Source organism: Corynebacterium sp. HMSC077D03 (assembly GCF_001808545.1).
GTDB classification, from domain to species: domain Bacteria; phylum Actinomycetota; class Actinomycetes; order Mycobacteriales; family Mycobacteriaceae; genus Corynebacterium; species Corynebacterium simulans.
On record NZ_KV793688.1, the window covers coordinates 233,095 to 253,659 of the forward strand.

Consider the following 20,565-nt stretch of genomic DNA (forward strand, 5'->3'; position numbering starts at 1 on the left):
GCACGATGTGGATTTTCGCCATCGGCTTGGCCACACTTGCGCTGGCGGGCGTCATCGGCTCGCGCGTATGGATGCTTCGCCACATCAAAGACGCCGAAAGGCGTGGGGAGCGTCCCTTCGATCAGGAGGACACCCCGCGCAATCCGTACATGTAGGAAGGCATAGACGCTGCGGGGAATGTCGTGAGGCATCTCTGGGACCAAGGTGAGACATCATAAACTTTTGTGGACATGTCCATAGTTCATACGTAAAGTGTTGAGCATGAAACTCAGCAACTCATTCGTCATGCTCGTCGCCGCCGGCCCCGGCATGCACTCCCTGGACCAGCTTCTCTTCAGCAAGAAGACAAAAGTAGCCAACTAAGGCCACCGCTTCCCAACCTCTCACCTCATCTATTGAAGTGAGAGGATTTTTAAGTTTTAGCAGCTAAAAGAGGAGATAGGACTGCCTAAGTTCATAATATTGAACAATCTAGTTCAAGGGTGCTAGTGTTTGTTGAGTTCACTTCTCCCAATGCAAAGGAAGTTCATGATGAGCTCAAATCACAGCACCCCACGCCGGCCCCTACAGCGCATTCTCGCAGGCACCTGCGCCCTAGCACTCGGCGCCAGCCTCGCCGCTTGCAGCGCCTCGAAAGAATCCACCGACGCCGCAAAACCGAAGGACGGCGACACCGTCAAGGCCGTGGCCACGACTACCCAGATCTGCGACTACCTCACCCAGATAGCCGCCGGCGGCGTCAAGCTCCACAAGGTCGACTCCCAAGGTGCAGAGACCACCTCCGGCGAGGGCCCAGTGACCCTCGACCTCACCTGTTTGCTCGCCCCCAACGCCAGCGCCCACGAGCACGAGATGACCCCACAGCAGATGCAGGCGCTCTCCCAGGCCGACTACATGTTCGTCAACGGAGTCGACCTCGAGCACTTCCTCGACCAAGCCGTGGACTCCTCCGGCTTCCACGGCGTCATGGCCGTGACCTCGGGCGTCAAGAGCGAAGGCATGAGCGATGGCAACGGCAAGTACACCATCGACGAGGGCATCGAACACGTGAGCCCGCGCCCGTGGCCTTTCCCGGGGGAGGACGGCGAGGCCCCAGAATTCAAGTACGACCCGCACGTGTGGACCTCCCCGAAGCAGGCCAAGATTCAGGTCGACAACATCGTCAACACGTTGTCCCAGGCCTCCCCGCAGGCCAAGGACGCCTTCACCGCCGCCGGCAAGAAGTACACCGACCAGCTGGAGGACCTCGACAAGTGGGCCAGCGATTCCATGTCCGCAGTTCCTGAGCAAGACCGCGTGCTCTTCTCTTCCCACGACGCCTTCGGCTACTTCTCTAACGAGTATGGCGTGAAATTCATCGGCTCCGCACTGTCTGACTTCAACCACCAGCAGGACGCCACCTCGAGCCACATCGATGAGCAGGTAAAGAAGGTCCGCGAGTCCGGCGCCAAGGCCATCTTTGCGGAGAATTCCAACAACTCGAAGTCCATCGAGGCCATCGCCCGCGCCGCAGGCGTCAAGGCGGTTACATCCGACGACGCTTTGTACGGCGACTCGCTAGGCGTGCCTGGCAGTGAGGGCGAGACCTACATCGGATCCATCATCCACAACATCAACACCTTGGTCAGCGCCTGGGGCTCCGAGCAGCAACCGTTGCCGGAATCGCTGCAGGAATTCGACTTCGCCAAGCGCAAGTAGCTCTTTATGTCTTCCCCATTAGTCACTCTGCACAATGCCACCTGCGGCTATGGCGCCCGGGATATCCTCACCGACGTTGACCTTGAGATCCGCGCGGGCGAGGCCGTGGCGCTCCTAGGTTCCAACGGCGCGGGCAAATCTACCCTGCTCAAGGCAATCACTGGCCTGGCTGCCTTGCGCGGCATGGCCACCATCGACGCCTCGCTCGGATACGTCCCGCAGTACCAAGACTCCGACCTGAGCTTTCCCGTCACGGCTTACAAGGTCGTGGAAATGGGCCTTTTGCCCTCAGTGAGCTGGTGGCACAGGTGCACGAGCATGCGTAGCTACCGCGACTGCGTACTCAATGCCCTGCGACAAGTGGGGATGGAGCACCTCGCCGAGACGCGGTTTGGCCAGCTCTCGGGTGGGCAACGCCAGCGCGTGCTCATCGCGCGCGCGTTGGTTTCGGCCCCGAAGCTGGTGCTTCTCGACGAACCCTTCAACGGGCTTGATCAAGAAAGTCGCCGAATCCTGATTCAGATCATTGCGGATCTCAAGGAAGCAGGAATCGCCCTGCTCGTCTCCACTCACGACCCCATCTTGGCGCAGCACACCTGCGACTGGGCGGCGTTTGTGATCGACGGCAAGGTCCGCACCATGGGAACCGAGGAAGCAGTGGAAACCTATATGGAGCAAGGCGCGCGACTGTGATAGAGCAGATTCTCTTCGCCCCGTACCTGCGCAATGCTTTCCTCTTCCTGCTGTGCCTATCGATTGCGGGAGCTGCCATTAGCGTCCTCGTTAATCTCCGCCGCATGGAATTTACGGTGGAAGCCCTCGTGCACTCGGTTTTTCCGGGCATCGTGGTAGGGCTCATCGTGGGCGGCATCCCGGGCATCGTGCCGGGTGCGGCCGCGGTGGCCACGGTGACGGTGCTGGTGCTGGCTTCTCTGGGTTCTGGGCGGCGCCAGTCAGCGCGGAAGCTGGATATGGAAGCCGGAACGGCCGTGGTGCTGACCTTCATGTACGGCATCGGCGTGGTCATCAGTTTGGCCTATGGCGACAAGTCCGGGCAGCTGGAGGCACTCATGTTTGGCCGGCTTCTCGACGTCACGCAGTCCAGGCTGGCAACCTCCGTCACGCTCTGCGTGATTGCGGCACTGCTCATCCTGACAACCTGGCGCATGCAAATTCTCGTCGCTTTCGATACAACAGCGGCCCGCGCCATGGGCGTCAACGTGGCGGCTTATGAGCTCATTGCGAATATCGCGGTTGGCCTAATCGTGGTGGCGGCTAGCTCGGCAGTGGGTGTGTTGCTGGTTATCGGTTTTATTGTCATTCCAGGCCTCTCGGCGCGCTTGATCGCAGGATCCCCGCGCAGCATGTGCTTCTGGGCTGCGGGTTTGTCCACACTGGCAGTGGTGGTGGGATTTGCCATCATGCTGTCCCAAACCACGCACCAGATTTCGCCGCAGGCAATCGTCAGCTTGATGCTGGTTGCCACCGTGCCGCTAGCGGGCTTGAAGGGGGTATTTAGCTAATGGGACTGTCTCATCTTGATCCAGAGATCCTGCGGTTGCCCCTCCTTGAGGCCATCGCTGTGGGATGTTTATCTGGCTTGGTTGGAACCTTGATGGTCATGGGCAAGCGCGTCTTTTTCGCTGAGAGCCTGTCACACGGAATCTTCCCCGGCGCGGTGCTCGGTGTAGTGGTGGCCAACCTTCTGAGCTTGGATCTCTCCACGGGTTTGATGGTGGGCGCGGCACTGTTCTGCCTGCCTTTGGCATGGCTTATGCGGTGGCTGAGTACCGTCGAGGGCATTTCTTCGACTGCTGCCGCCGGCGTGACGCTCACCCTGGGGTTTTCCCTGGGCATCTTGTTGCTGCGCTGGTTCCAACCGCTACCTATCCACGTGGATAGCTTTCTCGTGGGCTCGCTGACCACTGTCAATGCGCAGGATGTCTGGTTTGTCGGCGCCCTGGTGGTGGTCAGCCTTGGCGTGCTGGTGGCATTTCGCCGGACGTTGGTCTCCTTCTACTTCGACCAGACGTTCTTCCGCGCACAAGGCGGAAAGCCCGGCCGCTATGACTTGCTTACCCTCACGCTTATCAGCGTGACCATGGTGGTGGTGATTCCCGCGGTGGGCACTATCTTGTCCCTGGCGCTGCTGGTAGCCCCGGCGGCGGCGTTGCAGCCGTGGATCAAGCGCCCGACCCAGCTCATGCTCGGTGCCGGTATCGCGGGCATTGCGCTGGCATGCGGCGGGCTCTGGCTGGCGGCCGCCCTCAGTTTGTCGGCGGGCGGCTGCATCGCGGTGCTGGCGGGTGTGTTCTATTTGCTCAGCATGGGGCTACGCGCCTTGCTCTAAACGCCCGGCGCGCCGCCTCCCGGGACGAACGAAATGCCCGGGTAACCTGATTATTCGTGACTCATATCCTCGCCCCACTCCCAGTCGATCCCCGCAATCCCGCAGCTATTTTGGATGAGCTCGAAAAGGCCATCGCTGGGCAGACCACGCTCTTGCCCCTTCCCGCAGCGGACCGCACGCGGGCGGAATTGCTGCGCAACCACATGCGCGCGGGCGAATCGATTGCTGAGGGCATTGCTTTGGTGGTGGCCACCTCGGGTTCCACGGGCACACCGAAAGGTGCGCAGCTAAGCCCACTTAACTTGGTGGCGAGTGCGGATGCCACCCATTCTTTCCTGGGTGGACCCGGCCAATGGCTACTGGCCATGCCCGCCCACCACATCGCAGGCATCCAGGTGCTCGTGCGTTCGTTGGTGGCGGGTGTGGAGCCACTGTGCCTCGACCTGTCCCAAGGCTTTAACATCGCCGAGTTCGCCCGCGCAGCAGAAGAACTCGCCCACACCGAAGACCGCATGTACACCGCGCTCACGCCGATGCAGCTGCACAAAGCACTCGATTCGCTGGACGGCATCCAGGCACTGCGCCGCTTCAACTCCATCCTGGTGGGTGGAGCAGCGCCGCATCCCCAGCTGTTGGAATCTGCGCGCAAGCTCGACATCACCGTTGTAACCACCTATGGCTCCTCGGAGACTGCGGGCGGTTGCGTCTACAACGGCACTCCCCTGCCCGGCACCGAGGTGCGCATCGGGGAGGATAACCGCATTTTCCTGGGCGGGCCGACCATTGCGCAGGGCTACCGCAATGTGGAATCGCGCGACTTCGTCGATGGCTGGTTCGCCACTTCCGACGCCGGGGCGCTCGACGCCCACGGTCAACTCACCGTCACTGGGCGTCTGGACAACATCATCAACTCGGGCGGCCTGAAGTTGCACCCAGAACAGCTGGAACAGCTCTTGTTGCAGTTACCGGGCGTCGACAGTGCATGCGTGGTGGGCATCCCTGATCCACGTCTTGGCCAGATGATCGCCGCAGCTTACACCGGCTGGGCCTCGCGCACCGACATCCTCGAAGCGCTCGATGACCTGCCTCGGTGGCAGATTCCGCGCGAGATTATCCGCATTGCTGAGATGCCGCTGACCGGCCCCGGCAAGGTGGACCGTCGTGGTGTCGCAGGGCTCTTTAAGAACTGATTAGGCTTCGTTAGCGCGCACCGTCACATCGGCGGCCGCGACTTCCGCAAGGGAGAACTCCCTGTCCCCTGCGTGCAGGTTGAGCAGGCCCGCAACGCGGGAATCGACTTCGACCTCGACGCCCAAGCCAACGCCGTGGCTGTCGAGGTAGCGCAACAGCTCGGTGTCCCCGTCGCATACCCGCTCGATGGTGACAGGGGTGTGAAGGGGGACGTCGTCAAGCGTGAGCGTGCCAAGGTCCTCGATGCTGCCCTGCGCGTCCGGGATGGGATCGCCGTGGGGATCGCGCTGAGGATGGCCCAGGTGCTGATCGAGGCGATCGATGAAGCGATCGGAGCATGCATGCTCGAGGAGATCGGCGTCCTCGTGAACCTCGTCCCAGGTGTACCCCAGCTCTTTAACCAGGAAGGTCTCGAGGAGACGATGGCGGCGGACCATACCCATGGACAGTGCCTGACCCTCTGGGGTCAGCGAAACGCCAGAGTAGCGCTCGTGTTCCACCAGCCCTTGGGCAACGAGACGCTTTACGGCTTCCGACGCCGTGGGCACCTTTTGGTTCAATCGCCCCGCCAGCTCCTTGAGCGCGATGGGCGCGCCGCTGGAGTGTTCGGAGAGGTCCCACAGGACTTTGAGGTAGTCCTGGGTACGTTCAGGGAGATCGCTTAAGTGCATGACATTCATCGTAGTAAAGGCCTTGCCCCGCGAGCGATTCACATGATAACTTTTAAGAAAGTTCAACGCATTGAACTTTTGTCACGGGTGTGGCCCACAGCCGTCCTTTCTTGGGTATGTACGACGCGCTTCCGCCATACCCGTGGCTTTTATATGTCCGCCGTGTGCGTCCCTTGTGCACAGCATGTCCGCGGTGGCGTGGCACAATAACTAACATGTCACTTTCTGCCTATCCCGCAACTGCCAAAGACTGGTTCCAAGGCGCTCGCCCGCACACATGGGCAAATGCTTTCGCCCCAGTCATCGCTGGTACGGGCGCCGCCGCGGCTGCCGACGGCGCGCACTGGGGCCGTGCCTTTCTCGCACTCATTGTGGCGTGGGCGCTCATCATCGGTGTCAATTACGCCAACGATTACTCGGATGGCATTCGCGGCACCGACGACGACCGCACCGGCCCGCAGCGCCTTACCGGCGGTGGGCTGGCGAAGCCGCAGCACGTGAAGTACGCAGCCTTTGCTTCGTTCGCAGTTGCTGCCGTGGCTGGCATTGCGTTGTCTTTGGTAGCGAACGCCGCGTGGTTCATCTTGGTAGGCGCGCTTTGCATTGCCGGCGCATGGTTTTATACCGGTGGCAAGAATCCGTACGGTTACCGTGGCCTCGGTGAGGTCGCTATCTTCATCTTCTTCGGTTTGGTGGCCGTACTGGGCACGCAGTTCACGCAGGCTGGCCGCATCAGCCTGACTGGACTGGCGCTGGCGATAGGCATTGGTGGAATGAGCTCCGCAGTCAACTTGGCCAACAACATTCGCGACATCCCCTCCGACACTGAGGCCGGCAAGATCACCTTGGCCGTGCGCTTGGGCGATAAAAAGTCGCGCAACCTATTCATGTGGCTGCTACTTCTTCCGGTCCTGCTAACCATCGTCATCGCCTTCGACTCCTGGCTGGCATTGGCTGCCTTGGCGTACTTCCCGTTCGCACTCCAAGCCGTCCGCACCGTCAACCGCGGCGCCCGCGGCCCCCAGCTCATCCCGGTGCTCGGGATCACTGGCCGCGCAATGCTGGTATGGGCGCTGGTCAGCGCGATTGCTCTTTTTCTCGTCTAAAAATTCTTACTGTCAGCCTTCCCCGTAGGGAAAACGTACGCCGAAGGGCAAGACCTCCAAGCGAAGTTAAAAGTTGCCGATTTAAAATTTTCTGAAATTTAAATCACAAACATTACTCAGAGTGATACACTTCACTCACTTCGTTTTATCTGTCCGCACAGAAAGGTCGAAAGTTGTTTATTTTCGATGAGATTCCAAAAATCGAATCTGTTGGGGGGTCTACCCCATCACGGGTAAGAGGGCGAGAGGCTGTGGCCGAGAGTAAGGTCACAATCCAACTGCCCAATGCCGTAAGTCTGGAAAAGTGTCTCCGACAGCTTGAAATTTCTGACCAAAGACTTGCAAAAATGGGCCCGAATAGACCAGGCGGCCCCTACGATTGGCAATTCGTTTTAAGCGAGTCATTCGACGACGGTAGCGCATGTGTTCACTTTGGCGTTTCTTGGTATGACTTGGAATTTTTCTTAGAAAAGAAAGACAGTTTCCGCGACAACCGGCATAACTCAATACTGCAAAATATAGGAATCGATCCTTCGAGAATGTCCGTAGACCACTGGGTGAGGACCAAATAGAGTGTTGAAAACTCCACTAGGTAATGATGGGTCGAAAGGCAAAGTCTTTAGTCTCGTCATTGCCTACTTTTTTATGTCTCTGTGCGGAGCGATGACTTCGATCGCAATCTCACTCAACTTCGCCACTCGGCCAAACGGTGAAGCACTTGTGGCCACTGTTCTAGTAACAGGGGCCTGCGCTCAGGTATTTGTGTCCCCTCTTTTGACACCATTCTTTGATCGAGCAAATCCTTTTACGGTGGCAAAGCTTGGAACAATATTTGAGTGCCTTACTCTCATTTTCTTGTGCGGCTTTCCATCAACGCTCACTCTCATCGCAGGAAATATCGTAATAGCTACGTTGAGTGGGATTACCATTCCAGCCTATTACGCAATTGCAGATTCAAGCCTAGATGCCTCGGACCAAGCCCGGGCTTTTTCCTACTTGGACACGGCTCGGCTATGTGGCAGCTTCGTAGGCCCTGTACTCGGCGGCGGATTCCTAGACATCGCCTCACTACGCACAGTATTTGCATTGGAGGCCCTAGCCGTCGGGAGCTCAATTATTGTGGTGCAGCGTTTGCAAAGACAAGATTGGCCCCTAGTTCCATCAACTTCCCCCCACACTCTCAAGGCCGAGGCCCCAAGTCCTCTGCACAGCATTGTTGAAGCTCCAAAAATACTTCTTAACAATCCACGTTCGCGTCAGGCGCTGACAAGCATCTGGGCCGCGATTATCTTCACATCGATTTTTAACGTGGCTCTCGTGTTCTTCGCCACTCAGTCCCTGAATACCAGCGGGTTTTTATATGCAATAGTCGCCCAGTGTTTTGTCGTGGGACGGATTTTAGGCGCAAGATTTTCAGCAAGACTTACGAAGGCAAACGCCCTAGCGACCTTGATCAAAAGTGGAATAGGAATGGGGATCTGCATCTCGATCCCAGGCTTTGTGCCCGCGTTATTTCTCTGTATTCCGCTTTTCGCATTGGCTGGAATGTTTAATGGACTCCAAGTGTCTGCTCTAAGAATAGTGGTCGTCAGCGCCGTCGATCCAAAGATTAAGCCCAAAGCGTTAGTAACGATGGGGACGATTAACAATTCGGCAATGCTGGTTGGATACATTGTGGGTGCACCGACGGTATCTGCCGCTGGACCGAACGCTGCATTAATCATCGCCGGCCTCGGCACAGCACTGTTTACTGCGCTTCCTTCGTTATGGAACAAGCTCACAAAGCCGTTCCTCCGAAGTAATTGAATGCCACGATGTGAAAGCTAGCGGCCTGCCAACTCCGCTTGGACCCAGGCCTTATGAGCCTTGCGCTGAGCGGAGTACTCAGCCAAGGTCTCGGTGGCTTCTACGCGCCACTTCTTAAACACGAGCATCGACAACGGCAACGCCACGAATAGGGCAAGCAGCGCTGCGAGCAGTACTGGAATGGGGAAACCTGCCAGGATGGCGATGAGCTCGATGACCACCGTGAGCAGGATGAAAAGCACCAGGCGGGCCAAGCCGTACTTCCAAAGCGCGGCGCGGGAGCGGCGGCGCAGCTCGGGATCGGGTGCCGGCGGCTCCGGATTATGTGCAGAAGAAGTATCAGTCATGGGGCTAAAGTCTACGCTTTCGATTCCGTAGGATATAACGCATGGGTCGTTTGATTTTGCTTGTCTTAGTTGTTCTTGCCGCCGTACTGGTCTGGAAGGCTTTTGGCCCTTCCAGCTGGAAGAAGCCGCAAACAACGCAGCAGCGCCCAGCCATCAAGGGCCCAGACGACGATGAAGAGTTCCTGTGGAACCTCGAGAAGGAGCGCTTCAAGGAGCGCCGCGCCCGCGAAATGCAGGCCGAGCGGGAAGCCGAGGAGCGCCGCCGTCAACAGCGCCGCGAGAGCCACCGCGACGAGCCTTCGCGCGACGAAACGGACGAGAAGTAGGGTGCATTCTCCGCCGGCACGGAATGGTTTCCCTCTAAAGGTCCCTCTCTACGGGTAGCTTTACGAGTAACGGCAACCCTGAAACGCGCTTCATGGTCCCATTGCCCCACAAAGGGACCCAAGCAATGGGACCATGAAGAAAGTGATGGAAAGCTACGCCGCTAAGCGCGCGGCTGGAAGCTCATCTCAAGGCCGAGGGCCTCCGCGACCGCGGTGACCTTCTCCCAGCGCACACCGCTGCCGCCGTGCTCGATGGTGTGCAAAGTGGAGCGAGATACGCCTGCGGCATCGGCCAGTTGCTGCTGCAGGATACCGAGCTCGCGACGGCGAGCAGCGAACTCCGCGCCGATGGCGAGCAGCTGCGGGTTATCGCCTGCTGGCTTTCCTTGCTTATTTCTTGGCTTATGCGTATCAGGCACTAGTTCAACCCCGCGTAAGAGTGCAGACCGGAAACAACCATGTTGATGAAGAACAGGTTGAAGACCATCAAGGAGGTCGCGGCAATGTTGATCCACGGCGAGAACTTACGCCAGGACGGCGTCGCACGCGCGTGGAGGTAAGCCGCATAAAGAATCCAGGTAGCGAAGGAGACGGTTTCCTTCGGGTCCCAGCCCCAGAAGCGGCCCCATGCGGATTCCGCCCAGATGGCGCCGAGGACGATACCCAGGCCCAAGGTCGGCAGTGCGATGATGCCGAGGCGGTAAGCAAGCTGATCCAGCTTCTTCGCCGAAGGCAGCGGTTTTGCCACAACTCCAGCGAAACTACGCTCAGCGCCCTTCGGCTGCCAGACACGCAACATAGTCAGCAAAGACGCGATACCGGAAACCACGCTGATGGAAGCACCGAGGGAAACCACAGTGACGTGGATTGGCAGCCAGTGCGACTGCAGCGCCGGGACAACCGGAGCGGATTCCGCATACAGCTTGGTGGAACCGTAGAACATCAGCGCCAGAATCGGAGTGAGGATCCACGGCCACATCGTGCGCCATTCCTTGCGCTGCATCGCGATGTTGGACACGATGAGCACGCCAGCGGTCACCATCAGCACGTACTCATACAGGTTGCCAAACGGGAAGCGGTGTGTGGCTAGGCCACGCAGCACGATTGCCACGACGTGGAGCACAATGCCCAGCCACAGCAGCATCTGCGTCATGCCGCCGAGCTTGTCAGCCTTTTCCTCGAGGACGCTGGGGTCTTTGACTGGAGTGGTGTCGGCGACGGCGGCGTCGGCAAGCGCAGCGTCATCCTCGCCTGGTGCGTAGGGGCTGCCGCCTGCCACTACCTTCTGCTTGGACTGCGCGCGATCTGCTGCAGCTGCGCGGCGGGCATCGATGACCGACTGCATGCGGCCGTAGTACGCGAGCGAGAGAAACAGCGCGATGGCGTAGATAACGAAGGCCGTTTGGACGGCGATGTCGGAAAAATTCGACAGATTCTGATCGATAAGCATTGAAAACCTTGCGCTTTGCTCCAAATAGTACCTGCATACGATACTCCCGCATGCAGGCGACATCAAACTTTAGTCGGATGGATTAATCATCCACCCAGATCTCATCCTCTTCTACTTCGTCCGGGTCAGGCAGTTCCAAAAGCTCGCGATAGAGCGCGTAGAACTCCTCGGACCAACCGGCGCGGTCGGTGCGGGCAAGACCCGCCATCTGGATGTCGGTTCCTCCATCCGCGGCCGGGCTAATGCGCACCCACACGCGGCGGCGCTTGATAACTAGCGAACCGACCAAGGAGACGAGCATCAAAAGGGCCGAGACCAAGACCCACTTCTGGAACGGGTCATAAGAAATCTGGTAATTCGCATACTGGGAGGCACCGTTGAAGGTGACCTTCGTGCCATCGTCCAGCGTCACGGATTCGTTCTGCGAGAGATTCACGCGGTCAATCTTCTGCAGCTGACCCGAGTGCACCAGGGAGGAATCCAGATCGAAGATGGACTGCGCAGTGCCGGTATCGAGGCCGGCATCGCCGCGGTAGATATCGATTGCCAAGGCAGGATCCGTAAGCCCTGGGTACGCGGAGGTCAGCAGCTGACCGTTCTCCCCGGACCACTGTGCGGTCGGCGCGAAAAGGCCCTGGATGGCGAGCTGATTCTGGCGACGCTCAAAGAGATCCGGGTACATGCCAGCCGGCGGGTCGAAGCGCATGACGCCAGAGGAAAGGAAGCGAACCATGTCATCGGGGCGGAACTGGATGGTCTGGGTACGCTTCTCGCCGTTTGGCCACTCCACCGTCACGGTCGGCGCGTAGCCGTGGCCCTGCAAGTAGACGCGGTTATGGGAAAGGCGCAGCGGGTGGTTGACGCTGAGCGCGTAATCCTGCCAGGTGGAAGGGTCGGAGTAAATGTCATCGCCTTCCGCATAAGAAACGTTCGATCTAAACATCTCCGCCTGGCCGTTATCCAGGTAATCCGCGGTGAAGTCGTGGGCTACGAAGCAGAACGGGTGCAGGCCCGTGCCGTCGAAAAGCGAGCCAGCGCGGAAGGAGTCATAGTTCGAGGTCGAGGTATTGCAGAACTCGGTGGACTGATCCAGTTTGGTCTCCCCGTCCTGGGAACCGGACTCGGTGACCACGATGACTTGGCCCTCGTAGTTAGACAGGCGGCCGGCGGCAACGGTGACCAAGATGGCCACCAAGGCAATATGGAAAATCAGGTTGCACAGCTCGCGGGCATAGCCGCGCTCAGCGGAGAAAGACTGCTGCCCCTGGCGGTCTTCTTCCGGGCCTGATTCAGCAACGCGCCACTTCTTCAGCAGCTTGGTTACTCGAGCTTTGATTTCCTCCGGCGAATGCTCCGAATGACCTTCGGCGTGAAGCGGCATCTTTTCCAGGTACTTCGGAGCACGGGTAGGCGGGGTCTTCCAGGCTTTGTAGTGCTCCCAAGAACGCGGGATGATGCAGCCCACGAGGGAGACCATCAGCAGCATGAAGATGGCCTGGAACCAGATGGAAGAAAAGACGTCGAAAAGCTGCAGTTTGTCGTAGATTTCTGCGACCTTGCCGTGCGAGCTGATGAAGTCCTTGACGTTAGCCTCGTTGAGATCGCGCTGCGGCAGCAGCGAGCCCGGGATGGCCGCCAGGGCGAGCAAGAACAGCAACGCCAGTGCGGTGCGCATGCTGGTCAGCCAATGCCATGCCTTGCGCAGATAGCGAACGATAAGTTTCATATGCCTTCTTATCCTCTTAAATTAGGGTCGCGCCGTATTCAAACGTCCACTGGCGGATGAAGCTGATGAAGTTGCCCCACAAGCCGGTAGCCAGTGCGAGGCCCACCAGAATCATGGCGATACCACCGATGATCTGGATGGTGCGAGAGTGTTGCCGCATCCAAGAGATAGTGCGCATGGCACGGGCTGAGCCCAGCGCAACGAGCAGGAAAGGCAGCCCCAGACCCAAGCAATAGCCGATGATAAGGAAGGTTCCGCGCACTGCGGTCATGCCTTCAGTGCCAACGGAGACAGAGATAATCGCCCCGAGCGTAGGCCCCAGACACGGCGTCCAACCAAGAGCAAAGACGCCACCAAGCAGCGGCGCACCCAACCACGTGGTCCAGCGCCGCGGCGCCATGCGGGTGTCCTTTTGCAGCACCGGCACCACGCCCATGAACACAACGCCCATGAGGATGGTGATGATGCCGCCTATCCGCATGAGCACATCAGCGTTGAGCGTCAGCGCGGAAATCGCACCGAAAACAGAGACCGTCGCCAGTACGAATACCACGGTAAAGCCCAGCACAAACAGCGCCGCGGCAAGTACTACGGCCCATTGCTTGCGCTTGCCGACGCCGATGCCATACTCCGCGTCATAACTAACCTCACCGCCAACCACACTGGCCAGGTAGGAGATATAGCCGGGAACGAGCGGGACCACGCACGGACTGGCAAAGCTGACCAAACCAGCGGCCATGGCGAGGAGAAAACCTAGGGCGAAAGGACCACTAGTGATGACCGATTCGACGTTGAGCGCCGCATCCGTAAAGTCCATGAAACCTCGCGCAATTCTAAATAAGTTGTCTAGCAGTGGAAACTACTCTTTTTCCAGCGAATCTACGACTTCGAGAACATCCTTGTCGGTGATCTCGCGCAGAAATACGGCGGCTGGTCGATGCTGCTTATCGAGCACGATGGTGGTTGGCACGACAGAGGTCGGTACGCCGCCAAGAGCCGCAGCCGTCTTGAAAGGCGGATCGTAGATGGACGGATACTCCAGCCCGTTATCTCCCAAAAAATCACGGGAAATTTCCGGGTTGAAGTCGCGGACATTAATTCCCAGAACTGTACCCGTACCGCGTTTGGTCAGCTCGGCATGGATGTTTTGTAAGTCATCCGATTCGGAGCGACAAGGAGCACACCATTGTCCCCAAGAGTTCAGTACGACGATCTGGTCAGAGAAATCATCCAGAGAAATGGTCTGGCCATCGTGGCGCAAATTCTCTCCTGTGAAGGACTTCAACGGTTTGCGCTCTTCGGGCGCATATTTGATTACTTTTTCTCCGCCTGGAGCAAAGAATTCAAAGGTGCCGCCACTCGCCACTGCATTTTGTGCTTTATCTGCGTCTTGACCGCACGCAGTGATAGCCGAAGCGACAACCATCAACGAGGCGACTACAGGCAAAAGTTTGTGTTTCACGGGCTCTGCCTTAAATATCCTGCGCCGGGGAGGAGTAGAAGATGTCGATGAGTTGGTCGTCTTGGAAGACGAGCGAGGTCACCGAGGCAAGGTCGCACTCGCGGTCCCATGGTGCGTGGGCAAGGCGCTTGCCCAGTGCGGTGCGCTGGACCATGACGATGGGCAGCTGGTGGGAGACGATGATGGCCTCGTGGCCTTCTGCCTTATCGCGTGCGCGCTCGACTGCATTGACCATGCGGGCAGCGATCTCCTCAAAAGGTTCGCCCCAGGAAGGCTGCATCGGGTTGCGCAGCAGCGGCCAACGCTGTGGGTTCCATAGCTGGGAATTCCAGCCCTTGGTGCGCAGGCCCTCAAAACGGTTACCGGATTCGATGACGGACTTGTCGATCTCAACGTCAAGGCCGGTGACCTTGGAGATAGGCTGCGCAGTTTCCTGTGTGCGCTGCAGCGGCGAAGCCACCAGGTAGGTCACGTCGTGGCCGCGGAAGGACTCCGCAGTGCGCGCCGCCATGGAGTGGCCGCGGGAGGAAAGGTGGTAGCCCGGGATGCGTCCGTAGAGGATCTTTTCCGGGTTGTACACCTCACCGTGGCGGACCAGGTGGACGATAGTCGTCGACATAGAAGTTCCTTTCGCTCTTCTTTAAATGAGCTTTAAGCGCGCTGGGTTGCTGCGGCAGCCTTTGCTGCGGGCGCGAGCGCCTTTTCGATTACCTCAAAATCATTGTCGGTCAGCGCATCGGAGACAAACCAGGTCTCAAAAGCTGATGGCGGAACGTAGACGCCGCCTTCCAGAAGAGCGTGGAAGAACGGAGCAAAGCGCCAGGTATCAGCAGCCTTCATGTCGTCGAAGTTGCGGCCGCGTCCCTCAGCGAAGCGGATGGAGAACATCGAGGAAGCGCGCTGAATGTTGTGCGCCACGCCTTCCTTATCCAATGCTGCAGAGATAAGACCGGTTAGGCGGTCAGCGTTTGCGCCAAGGCGCGGGTACAGCTCTTCGTCGGCAAGCTCCAGGGACTTCAGACCAGAAGCCATCGCAACTGGGTTACCGGACAAAGTACCTGCCTGGTAGACCGGACCAGCCGGTGCCAGGTAAGCCATAACATCCGCGCGGCCACCGAAAGCAGCAGCTGGCAGACCACCGGAGACAACCTTGCCGAAGGTGACCAAGTCACCAGCGACGCCGTCGACGCCGAACCAGCCCTTGTGGGAGGTACGAAAACCAGTCATGACCTCATCCAAGATGAGCAGCGCGCCGTCGGCATGCGCGATTTCCTTCAACGCCGCATTGAAGCCCTCATCGGGAGCCACGGTGCCCATGTTGCCCGCGGCTGCCTCAGCAATGATGCAGGCGATCTCACCTGGGTGTGCGGCAAAAGCCTCACGGACAGCATCCAGATCGTTATAAGGCACAACGATGGTATCGGCAGCGGTTGCGCCGGTAACGCCCGGGGAATCCGGAAGGGCGAAGGTAGCAACGCCGGAGCCTGCCGACGCCAACAGCGCGTCGACGTGGCCGTGGTAGCAGCCATCAAACTTCAACACCTTTGCGCGACCGGTGAAGCCACGGGCCAAGCGCACGGCGGACATGGTTGCCTCAGTGCCGGAGTTGACCAGACGCACCTGCTCTACTGCGGTGCGCTCCACAATTCGCTCTGCCAGCAGGGTTTCCGCCTCGGTCGGCGCGCCAAAGGAAAGGCCATCGACCGCTGCCTTCTGCACAGCCTCCACGATTGCCGGGTGGGCGTTGCCGTGGATCATCGGACCATAGGAGCTAACAAGGTCAACGTACTCGTTGCCGTCGACGTCCCACAGGCGGGAAGCTTCGCCGCGCGCGATAACGCGGGCTTGGCCGCCGACCGAACCGAAGGCACGGACCGGGGAGTTCACGCCACCTGGGGTGACCTTGGATGCGCGCTCGAACCACTGGGTGGACTGGGAAACTGGCTGCTGACTCGTATTAGGCATAGCCAACATTGTAACTGCTTTGTCCCTATACAAAAGTTGGAGTGGCCAAACGCGCCACCGCGCCCAGAGCACTTCGCCGAATTGTATCCACTCCATCTACTCCACGCGCTACTTACCCTGCACCGGTTTCTAATTGCCGTTAAGCTACTGCCATCGCCACGATCGCAGCGCCGGGGGAACAACAAAGCGCGCTGCACACCGGCTGCTCATGCAGCTTGCAACCAACACTCATGGCGGTGATTTTAAAAGGGGGAAATTTTCATCATGCGCTCACGCATTTTCTTCTGCGCTATCGGCCTTAGCGCTGTATTTTGTGCATCCTGTGCAAGCAAAGAAGTCACCATGGTTCCAGCTCAAGATATGAAACCGCTGGAAACGCAAACCTCAGAAAGCACCACGCCTTGGGCCCAGGGCTCCGCGCCACAACCGGCCACACGCTTAGCGCTAGATTCCGCGCAAGAGTCATCCAGCAAACACGAACCAAAGCCGAAAGAAACACCGAAGGCGCCCGCACCTGAGCAAGCTCCGCAAGAAAGCCAACTGGCCCCGCCACCAGAAGCACCGCCGCATTCACCCGATACGGTAACTATCCACGCACCTGCGCCGGCTCCGCCACCACGGCGTCCAGCACCCGCACCAGTTCCAGGCCTGCCAAAGCTGCCGGAATTTCATATGCCACCGCCACCGCCGCCACCAGCGCCGCCGCGGATTCCCACAAAGGTTCCGATTCCGCCGGAGGTACAACAGGGAATCGATCAAATCCCGAAGCCGCCACCACTTCCACGCCCGGAGGAAATCTACATCCCGCTGCCCTAGGCCACCGTTTTCAGGCCTACGATGCCGCCGATGATTATCGCCAGCCCACACGGTGTGGGCGGTACCGACGGGATACGAACCACGGCGCTCTTCCGGTGGCACACCGAAGTTGACTGCGCGCCCGCAAACAAAAATGGCACACTGGTTTCCATGAAAATCGCATTCCTTGGAACCGGCCGAATGGGCAGCGAGCTTGCCCGCCACCTGCTTAAATCTCACGAGGTTACGGTGTGGAACCGCACCGCTGAGCGCGCGCAGCCTCTCGTCGAAGAAGGCGCCAGCTTGGCAGATACCCCTGAAGAGGCGGTGACAAACGCTGAGGTCATCATCACTTCCTTGTTTGGTCCTGATGATATTCGCGAGCGCATCATCGAGCCCGCGCTGATCCCCGCCGACGTTACCTGGATTGACACCACCACCGTTTCCCCGGAGGCCGCCCGCGAGTTTGCCGCTGCCGTGGATTCCTACGTTCACGCACCGGTCGTGGGTTCCCTGGGCCCAGCCCGAAACGGCGAGTTGGGCGTCTATGTGGGCACGCCTGACGACGACCGTCGCGAGCTCGCCATGGATATCGTCGAGCCATGGGCCGGTGAGAACAAGCTGATCGGCGTCGAGTCCGCAGCTACCGCCGCCCTAGGCAAGCTGCTGGCCAACCTCGCCCTGGCCGTAACGGCCGAGGGACTGCTAGAGGCACTGCAGCTTGGCGAATCCGAGGGCCTTGATTCCGAGGTCATCCTCGAAATGCTCGATATCACCGGCCTCGCGTTCATGAAGAACATGAAGGGCCCGTTCATCACGGGTGAGCGCAACACCACTCCGGGCGACTTCACTGTCGACGCCCTGTGCAAGGACGCCAAGCTCATAGAGGCTACTTCTTCTAAGCCGCTGCCAGCAGTGCACGCCGCCATCGAACGCTTTGAGGAACAGCAGTCCATGGGCCACGGCGACCAGGACTTCTCTTCTATCTTTGTATTCCGCAACAAGGGCTAGCACGAGCTAGCGGTTGCCGACGATTTCGCGCAGCACCCGCGCCAGCTGCGCGTTATCGCCTGTGTCCTGGCTATGAAAACGTGCAGCGATGAACCGCTCACGCAGTTCACTATCAACGGCTAGGCGCTCCACGTCCAAGGCAAACCCAGCATTATCCACAAGGAACGCGAAAAAGACGGTCTGCGTGCGGGTGTTTCCCTCGCGGAAGCTGTGCACAACGTTGAGTTCACCCCACACTTCCGCCAGCTTCGGGACGAACTCCTCAAGAGTCATATCGCACAACAGGTTATCGCGGGCAAGACCAGCAAAAATCTTGTTCGCGGCCTTGGTCAGCTCTGGACCCGCTGGGTAATAAGCATGACCGGCCTTCACCATGAACTGGTCAGTAGGAGCCGTACGCTCCTGCCCCGCCCATTCATAAACATCCTGGAAAAGGTGGCGATGGATGGCTTTGAAATGCTGATAATCAAAATTCCCCTCTAGGGGCTCATGCTGTAATTCCGAGATTCGCAGGAATACCAGTTTTTCTTCGAGTAATCGGAGCTCCTCAGCATCAGTTGCCCCCAATAGATTCTTCAGAACCGTTGTTCCTGGAATGAAGTAATCTTTCCAACCCCCGCTCATTTTCCCCTGCTTACTTAAATGCCGTCCGGCGAACTTGGGCTATTGCGTCCTCAGCAGACACCGTGCCAGCGGCTACGCGGCGGGCCAAGTCACGAACTTTCGGGTCACTAACGTCATGGCCGGCCAAACGCATTGCTGCGTCTCCCAAGGCCAACTTGTTATCCCTCGGTTTATCAATTTCGGTGTCTATGAACTCATTAGCGGGCTGTGGAGTAACCATTCTTTTTCTCCCCCAAAATAGCTGTTTGACGCTAAATTTTAGCAGCTCAAGGTACCAAAACCAAGGTCTTGAAAGCCTGCAAGCAGCAGAATTGATAGCCTTGCCGCATGCTGAACATCGATGCCACTTACGGACATACCACAGCCCTCGGCCATCTTGCCCGCGAGTTTGCCCCGGGCCGCATGTACGGCCTCAAGGGAGCTAACGGCTCAGGCAAGTCGACGCTGCTCGCCACTCTCGGTGGCGAGCTCGCGGCTCTCGAGGGCACCGTCCGTGTTGATGGGAAGGAGGTGGGAACGAGGGCGTCGGCAAGCGCGGTGCTCACCGTGGCCGACCCAATCTTCCTACCGGACCTCACCGTGGGCGAGCACATCGATCTCATCGCCCGGACCACTGGCGTTGACTTCGCTGAAATCATCGAATTGTGGGCGCTTGAGGAGCTCCTACCTCACCCCGCCACGCGTTTGTCCGCGGGCCAGCGCCAGCGCGTTTTCCTGGCCATCCAGCTCTACCAGCCCGCGCAAGTGCTGCTTATCGACGAACCCGAGCGCCACCTCGACGCCGAGTGGACGCAATTCCTCAGCAGCGAACTGCGCCACCTGGCGAAAGAAGGTCGCTGCATCATCGTGGCGTCCCACTCGCCTACCGTCACCGATGCGTGCGATGAGTTGGTGGAGCTATGATGCCTGACACCAACTCTCGTACTGGCATGACACGGGCCCTGTCGAAGTTCGGTGACGTCGTTGGAGCGATCACCATGTTTGGATGTCTCCTAGGCGTACTTTTTGGCGTATGGCAATACGCCGCCGACTATTTGCCTTTCGTCGTAATTCGCACCGACGTTGCTCCTCTACAGACAACGGGCGGCATCCTGGGATTGCTGGCGCTGATTGCGCTTCTGGAGGCGCTGTTCCCGCTGCGTGGGATGTCAGGCCCTCGGTGGGTTTACCACCTCCGCCCACAAGGACGCCTGCGGGGCATGGATTCAATTTCAGTTCTGCAGCTGCTCGGGGTCACTGCACTCGTGTTGCTGCTTTGCGTGTCCCTCGGCGCATCTCCTCTATTCGCACTGGCAGCGCCAGCATTACGCATGGCCGTGGGCTGGCGTTCCTTCACCGTTGCGTCACTGCTCGCTGCTGGCCGTTCCCGCCAGGTGAGCAGTTCAGGTGTGAACCTGCTCGACTCTGAGGTCAGCTCCGACGCCCTAGCCAGCCAAAGCATGTGGTTGAAACCGCAGATCGGTTCGTCCGCTTCTTTAGCTGGTCTTTTCGCGCGCCGTCTAGGCAGGCGTTGGTACATCGGCGTCGGCGCACTGGCAGTTGCTGGTTTGAGCCTCGGGTTCGCACCGCACCTGGGTTCGCTGGGCATTCTTGCATTTGCCACCGCTTGGTCCATGGTGGGTGCGGCCGTAAGCCGCGCAGGTTCCTTTGGGCGAATCGTGGAAGGGCCTTGGGCAGAGTGGGGTCTTCCTATGAGCGCTGCGATAGGCACAGCGATTATAGGAACGGTCTTTGTTGCCATCGTGTGGCAGCTTTCACTTGCTGCACTTGCAGTCATCGCGGTAGGCCTGGCGTGGGCCGGCTACACCAGGTCCCGCCCTGCCCGCGTGACGCAAATGAGCATGGTCGATACGGGCGGTTTCGGTGCTTCCTTTTCCCCTGAAGTGGTGGGCTACTTAAGCCGCGGTTGGAAAGGCCTCGCAGTAGTGGCAGTGGCACTTTTCTTGTAATTCCATTTCCTCACAAACTATGGACACCACGCACGCACGCTGCTAACCTTCCTTGCCATGAAGATCCGCTCTTAATTCGAAGCTCACA

Annotated in this window: 24 protein-coding genes; 12 read left to right on the forward strand and 12 right to left on the reverse strand. The window is 58.9% G+C overall.

The features are described from left to right. Positions 1-5 precede the first annotated feature (5 nt). From HMPREF2888_RS12860 to menE, 6 genes are all read left to right on the forward strand, one after another. Positions 6-155, forward strand: a complete 150-nt coding sequence (locus HMPREF2888_RS12860; RefSeq protein ID WP_162839570.1) for a hypothetical protein — start codon at positions 6-8, stop codon at positions 153-155. 376 nt (positions 156-531) lie between these two features. Further along, positions 532-1,698 (forward strand): metal ABC transporter substrate-binding protein, encoded by a 1,167-nt coding sequence (locus tag HMPREF2888_RS06270; RefSeq protein ID WP_061920421.1) that lies wholly within the window; start codon positions 532-534, stop codon positions 1,696-1,698. 6 nt (positions 1,699-1,704) lie between these two features. Continuing rightward, complete coding sequence (locus tag HMPREF2888_RS06275) at positions 1,705-2,391, forward strand: metal ABC transporter ATP-binding protein (protein ID WP_070518529.1); 687 nt, start codon at positions 1,705-1,707, stop codon at positions 2,389-2,391. Next, on the forward strand, positions 2,388-3,221 hold the full coding sequence (locus HMPREF2888_RS06280; RefSeq protein WP_235590994.1) for a metal ABC transporter permease: 834 nt from the start codon (positions 2,388-2,390) through the stop codon (positions 3,219-3,221). The genes HMPREF2888_RS06275 and HMPREF2888_RS06280 overlap by 4 nt, the downstream gene beginning before the upstream one ends. After that, positions 3,221-4,048, forward strand: coding sequence for a metal ABC transporter permease (locus HMPREF2888_RS06285; RefSeq protein ID WP_049062513.1), 828 nt, complete (start codon positions 3,221-3,223; stop codon positions 4,046-4,048). Before HMPREF2888_RS06280 ends, HMPREF2888_RS06285 begins: the two co-directional genes overlap by 1 nt. Positions 4,049-4,104: 56 nt before the next feature. Continuing rightward, a complete protein-coding gene (gene menE / locus HMPREF2888_RS06290) occupies positions 4,105-5,238 on the forward strand; it encodes an o-succinylbenzoate--CoA ligase (RefSeq protein ID WP_070432531.1) in 1,134 nt (377 codons plus the stop codon). On the opposite strand, the gene HMPREF2888_RS06295 is transcribed toward menE, so the two are convergent. Further along, positions 5,239-5,910 carry a metal-dependent transcriptional regulator gene (locus tag HMPREF2888_RS06295; RefSeq protein ID WP_070432565.1) on the reverse strand — a complete coding sequence of 224 codons (672 nt, stop codon included), beginning with the start codon at positions 5,908-5,910 and terminating at the stop codon, positions 5,239-5,241. Between the two features lie 215 nt (positions 5,911-6,125). Between HMPREF2888_RS06295 and HMPREF2888_RS06300 the strand changes: the two genes are divergently transcribed. Next, on the forward strand, positions 6,126-7,016 hold the full coding sequence (locus HMPREF2888_RS06300) for a 1,4-dihydroxy-2-naphthoate polyprenyltransferase (protein ID WP_070432530.1): 891 nt from the start codon (positions 6,126-6,128) through the stop codon (positions 7,014-7,016). Positions 7,017-7,592: 576 nt separating this feature from the next. Then, positions 7,593-8,822 carry an MFS transporter gene (locus HMPREF2888_RS06310; protein WP_049146071.1) on the forward strand — a complete coding sequence of 410 codons (1,230 nt, stop codon included), beginning with the start codon at positions 7,593-7,595 and terminating at the stop codon, positions 8,820-8,822. Positions 8,823-8,839: 17 nt separating this feature from the next. Here the strand turns inward: HMPREF2888_RS06310 and HMPREF2888_RS06315 are convergent, their stop codons facing one another. Next, entirely contained in the window at positions 8,840-9,169 is a 330-nt protein-coding gene (locus HMPREF2888_RS06315) for a DUF4229 domain-containing protein (protein ID WP_061920409.1), read from the reverse strand. A 41-nt stretch (positions 9,170-9,210) separates the two neighbouring features. Here HMPREF2888_RS06315 and HMPREF2888_RS06320 point away from each other — a divergent pair, with 41 nt between their 5' ends. After that, entirely contained in the window at positions 9,211-9,495 is a 285-nt protein-coding gene (locus tag HMPREF2888_RS06320) for a hypothetical protein (protein ID WP_070432528.1), read from the forward strand. A gap of 161 nt (positions 9,496-9,656) precedes the next feature. Here HMPREF2888_RS06320 and HMPREF2888_RS06325 read toward each other — a convergent pair whose 3' ends face one another. The 8 genes from HMPREF2888_RS06325 to HMPREF2888_RS13100 form a co-directional block, all read right to left on the reverse strand. Beyond that, complete coding sequence (locus tag HMPREF2888_RS06325) at positions 9,657-9,914, reverse strand: helix-turn-helix domain-containing protein (RefSeq protein WP_061920405.1); 258 nt, start codon at positions 9,912-9,914, stop codon at positions 9,657-9,659. Then, on the reverse strand, positions 9,914-10,945 hold the full coding sequence (ccsB, locus tag HMPREF2888_RS06330; RefSeq protein ID WP_070432527.1) for a c-type cytochrome biogenesis protein CcsB: 1,032 nt from the start codon (positions 10,943-10,945) through the stop codon (positions 9,914-9,916). The genes HMPREF2888_RS06325 and ccsB overlap by 1 nt, the downstream gene beginning before the upstream one ends. Before the next feature lie 82 nt (positions 10,946-11,027). Beyond that, positions 11,028-12,671, reverse strand: a complete 1,644-nt coding sequence (locus HMPREF2888_RS06335; RefSeq protein WP_070432526.1) for a cytochrome c biogenesis protein ResB — start codon at positions 12,669-12,671, stop codon at positions 11,028-11,030. Between the two features lie 16 nt (positions 12,672-12,687). Then, on the reverse strand, positions 12,688-13,488 hold the full coding sequence (locus HMPREF2888_RS06340; protein WP_070432525.1) for a cytochrome c biogenesis CcdA family protein: 801 nt from the start codon (positions 13,486-13,488) through the stop codon (positions 12,688-12,690). 42 nt (positions 13,489-13,530) lie between these two features. After that, positions 13,531-14,097 (reverse strand): TlpA disulfide reductase family protein, encoded by a 567-nt coding sequence (locus tag HMPREF2888_RS06345; protein WP_070518539.1) that lies wholly within the window; start codon positions 14,095-14,097, stop codon positions 13,531-13,533. Between the two features lie 46 nt (positions 14,098-14,143). Beyond that, complete coding sequence (locus HMPREF2888_RS06350; protein ID WP_061920396.1) at positions 14,144-14,752, reverse strand: histidine phosphatase family protein; 609 nt, start codon at positions 14,750-14,752, stop codon at positions 14,144-14,146. A 32-nt stretch (positions 14,753-14,784) separates the two neighbouring features. Next, positions 14,785-16,107 (reverse strand): glutamate-1-semialdehyde 2,1-aminomutase, encoded by a 1,323-nt coding sequence (gene hemL / locus HMPREF2888_RS06355; RefSeq protein WP_061920394.1) that lies wholly within the window; start codon positions 16,105-16,107, stop codon positions 14,785-14,787. A gap of 577 nt (positions 16,108-16,684) precedes the next feature. Then, a complete protein-coding gene (locus HMPREF2888_RS13100) occupies positions 16,685-16,816 on the reverse strand; it encodes a hypothetical protein (protein ID WP_268751111.1) in 132 nt (43 codons plus the stop codon). A gap of 248 nt (positions 16,817-17,064) precedes the next feature. On the opposite strand from HMPREF2888_RS13100, the gene HMPREF2888_RS06360 reads away from it, so the two are divergent. Continuing rightward, the gene (locus HMPREF2888_RS06360) at positions 17,065-17,904 is read left to right on the forward strand and encodes an NAD(P)-dependent oxidoreductase (protein WP_049192228.1); all 840 of its coding nucleotides are present in this window, start codon (positions 17,065-17,067) and stop codon (positions 17,902-17,904) included. Between the two features lie 6 nt (positions 17,905-17,910). Here HMPREF2888_RS06360 and HMPREF2888_RS06365 read toward each other — a convergent pair whose 3' ends face one another. Next, positions 17,911-18,528 carry a Fic/DOC family protein gene (locus HMPREF2888_RS06365; protein ID WP_049063784.1) on the reverse strand — a complete coding sequence of 206 codons (618 nt, stop codon included), beginning with the start codon at positions 18,526-18,528 and terminating at the stop codon, positions 17,911-17,913. A gap of 10 nt (positions 18,529-18,538) precedes the next feature. Further along, positions 18,539-18,748: a hypothetical protein gene (locus HMPREF2888_RS12980; protein WP_049063782.1), complete on the reverse strand. Its 210-nt coding sequence runs from the start codon at positions 18,746-18,748 to the stop codon at positions 18,539-18,541. A 107-nt stretch (positions 18,749-18,855) separates the two neighbouring features. Between HMPREF2888_RS12980 and HMPREF2888_RS06375 the strand changes: the two genes are divergently transcribed. Both HMPREF2888_RS06375 and HMPREF2888_RS06380 read left to right on the forward strand, forming a co-directional pair. Then, the gene (locus HMPREF2888_RS06375) at positions 18,856-19,431 is read left to right on the forward strand and encodes an ABC transporter ATP-binding protein (RefSeq protein ID WP_061920381.1); all 576 of its coding nucleotides are present in this window, start codon (positions 18,856-18,858) and stop codon (positions 19,429-19,431) included. Then, positions 19,431-20,477: an ABC transporter permease gene (locus HMPREF2888_RS06380; RefSeq protein ID WP_235590993.1), complete on the forward strand. Its 1,047-nt coding sequence runs from the start codon at positions 19,431-19,433 to the stop codon at positions 20,475-20,477. The genes HMPREF2888_RS06375 and HMPREF2888_RS06380 overlap by 1 nt, the downstream gene beginning before the upstream one ends. Positions 20,478-20,565 lie beyond the last annotated feature (88 nt).

What these genes read in the sequence shown, in the direction of transcription:
- HMPREF2888_RS12860 (WP_162839570.1), top strand. Translation starts at nt 6, where the DNA reads ATGTGGATTTTCGCCATCGGCTTGGCCACACTTGCGCTGGCGGGCGTC.
- HMPREF2888_RS06270 (WP_061920421.1), top strand. Translation starts at nt 532, where the DNA reads ATGAGCTCAAATCACAGCACCCCACGCCGGCCCCTACAGCGCATTCTC.
- HMPREF2888_RS06275 (WP_070518529.1), top strand. Translation starts at nt 1,705, where the DNA reads ATGTCTTCCCCATTAGTCACTCTGCACAATGCCACCTGCGGCTATGGC.
- HMPREF2888_RS06285 (WP_049062513.1), top strand. Translation starts at nt 3,221, where the DNA reads ATGGGACTGTCTCATCTTGATCCAGAGATCCTGCGGTTGCCCCTCCTT.
- HMPREF2888_RS06295 (WP_070432565.1), bottom strand. Translation starts at nt 5,910, where the DNA reads ATGCACTTAAGCGATCTCCCTGAACGTACCCAGGACTACCTCAAAGTC.
- HMPREF2888_RS06300 (WP_070432530.1), top strand. Translation starts at nt 6,126, where the DNA reads ATGTCACTTTCTGCCTATCCCGCAACTGCCAAAGACTGGTTCCAAGGC.
- HMPREF2888_RS06315 (WP_061920409.1), bottom strand. Translation starts at nt 9,169, where the DNA reads ATGACTGATACTTCTTCTGCACATAATCCGGAGCCGCCGGCACCCGAT.
- HMPREF2888_RS06320 (WP_070432528.1), top strand. Translation starts at nt 9,211, where the DNA reads ATGGGTCGTTTGATTTTGCTTGTCTTAGTTGTTCTTGCCGCCGTACTG.
- ccsB (WP_070432527.1), bottom strand. Translation starts at nt 10,945, where the DNA reads ATGCTTATCGATCAGAATCTGTCGAATTTTTCCGACATCGCCGTCCAA.
- HMPREF2888_RS06335 (WP_070432526.1), bottom strand. Translation starts at nt 12,671, where the DNA reads ATGAAACTTATCGTTCGCTATCTGCGCAAGGCATGGCATTGGCTGACC.
- HMPREF2888_RS06340 (WP_070432525.1), bottom strand. Translation starts at nt 13,488, where the DNA reads ATGGACTTTACGGATGCGGCGCTCAACGTCGAATCGGTCATCACTAGT.
- HMPREF2888_RS06345 (WP_070518539.1), bottom strand. Translation starts at nt 14,097, where the DNA reads ATGGTTGTCGCTTCGGCTATCACTGCGTGCGGTCAAGACGCAGATAAA.
- HMPREF2888_RS06350 (WP_061920396.1), bottom strand. Translation starts at nt 14,752, where the DNA reads ATGTCGACGACTATCGTCCACCTGGTCCGCCACGGTGAGGTGTACAAC.
- hemL (WP_061920394.1), bottom strand. Translation starts at nt 16,107, where the DNA reads ATGTTGGCTATGCCTAATACGAGTCAGCAGCCAGTTTCCCAGTCCACC.
- HMPREF2888_RS06360 (WP_049192228.1), top strand. Translation starts at nt 17,065, where the DNA reads ATGAAAATCGCATTCCTTGGAACCGGCCGAATGGGCAGCGAGCTTGCC.
- HMPREF2888_RS06365 (WP_049063784.1), bottom strand. Translation starts at nt 18,528, where the DNA reads ATGAGCGGGGGTTGGAAAGATTACTTCATTCCAGGAACAACGGTTCTG.
- HMPREF2888_RS12980 (WP_049063782.1), bottom strand. Translation starts at nt 18,748, where the DNA reads ATGGTTACTCCACAGCCCGCTAATGAGTTCATAGACACCGAAATTGAT.
- HMPREF2888_RS06375 (WP_061920381.1), top strand. Translation starts at nt 18,856, where the DNA reads ATGCTGAACATCGATGCCACTTACGGACATACCACAGCCCTCGGCCAT.
- HMPREF2888_RS06380 (WP_235590993.1), top strand. Translation starts at nt 19,431, where the DNA reads ATGCCTGACACCAACTCTCGTACTGGCATGACACGGGCCCTGTCGAAG.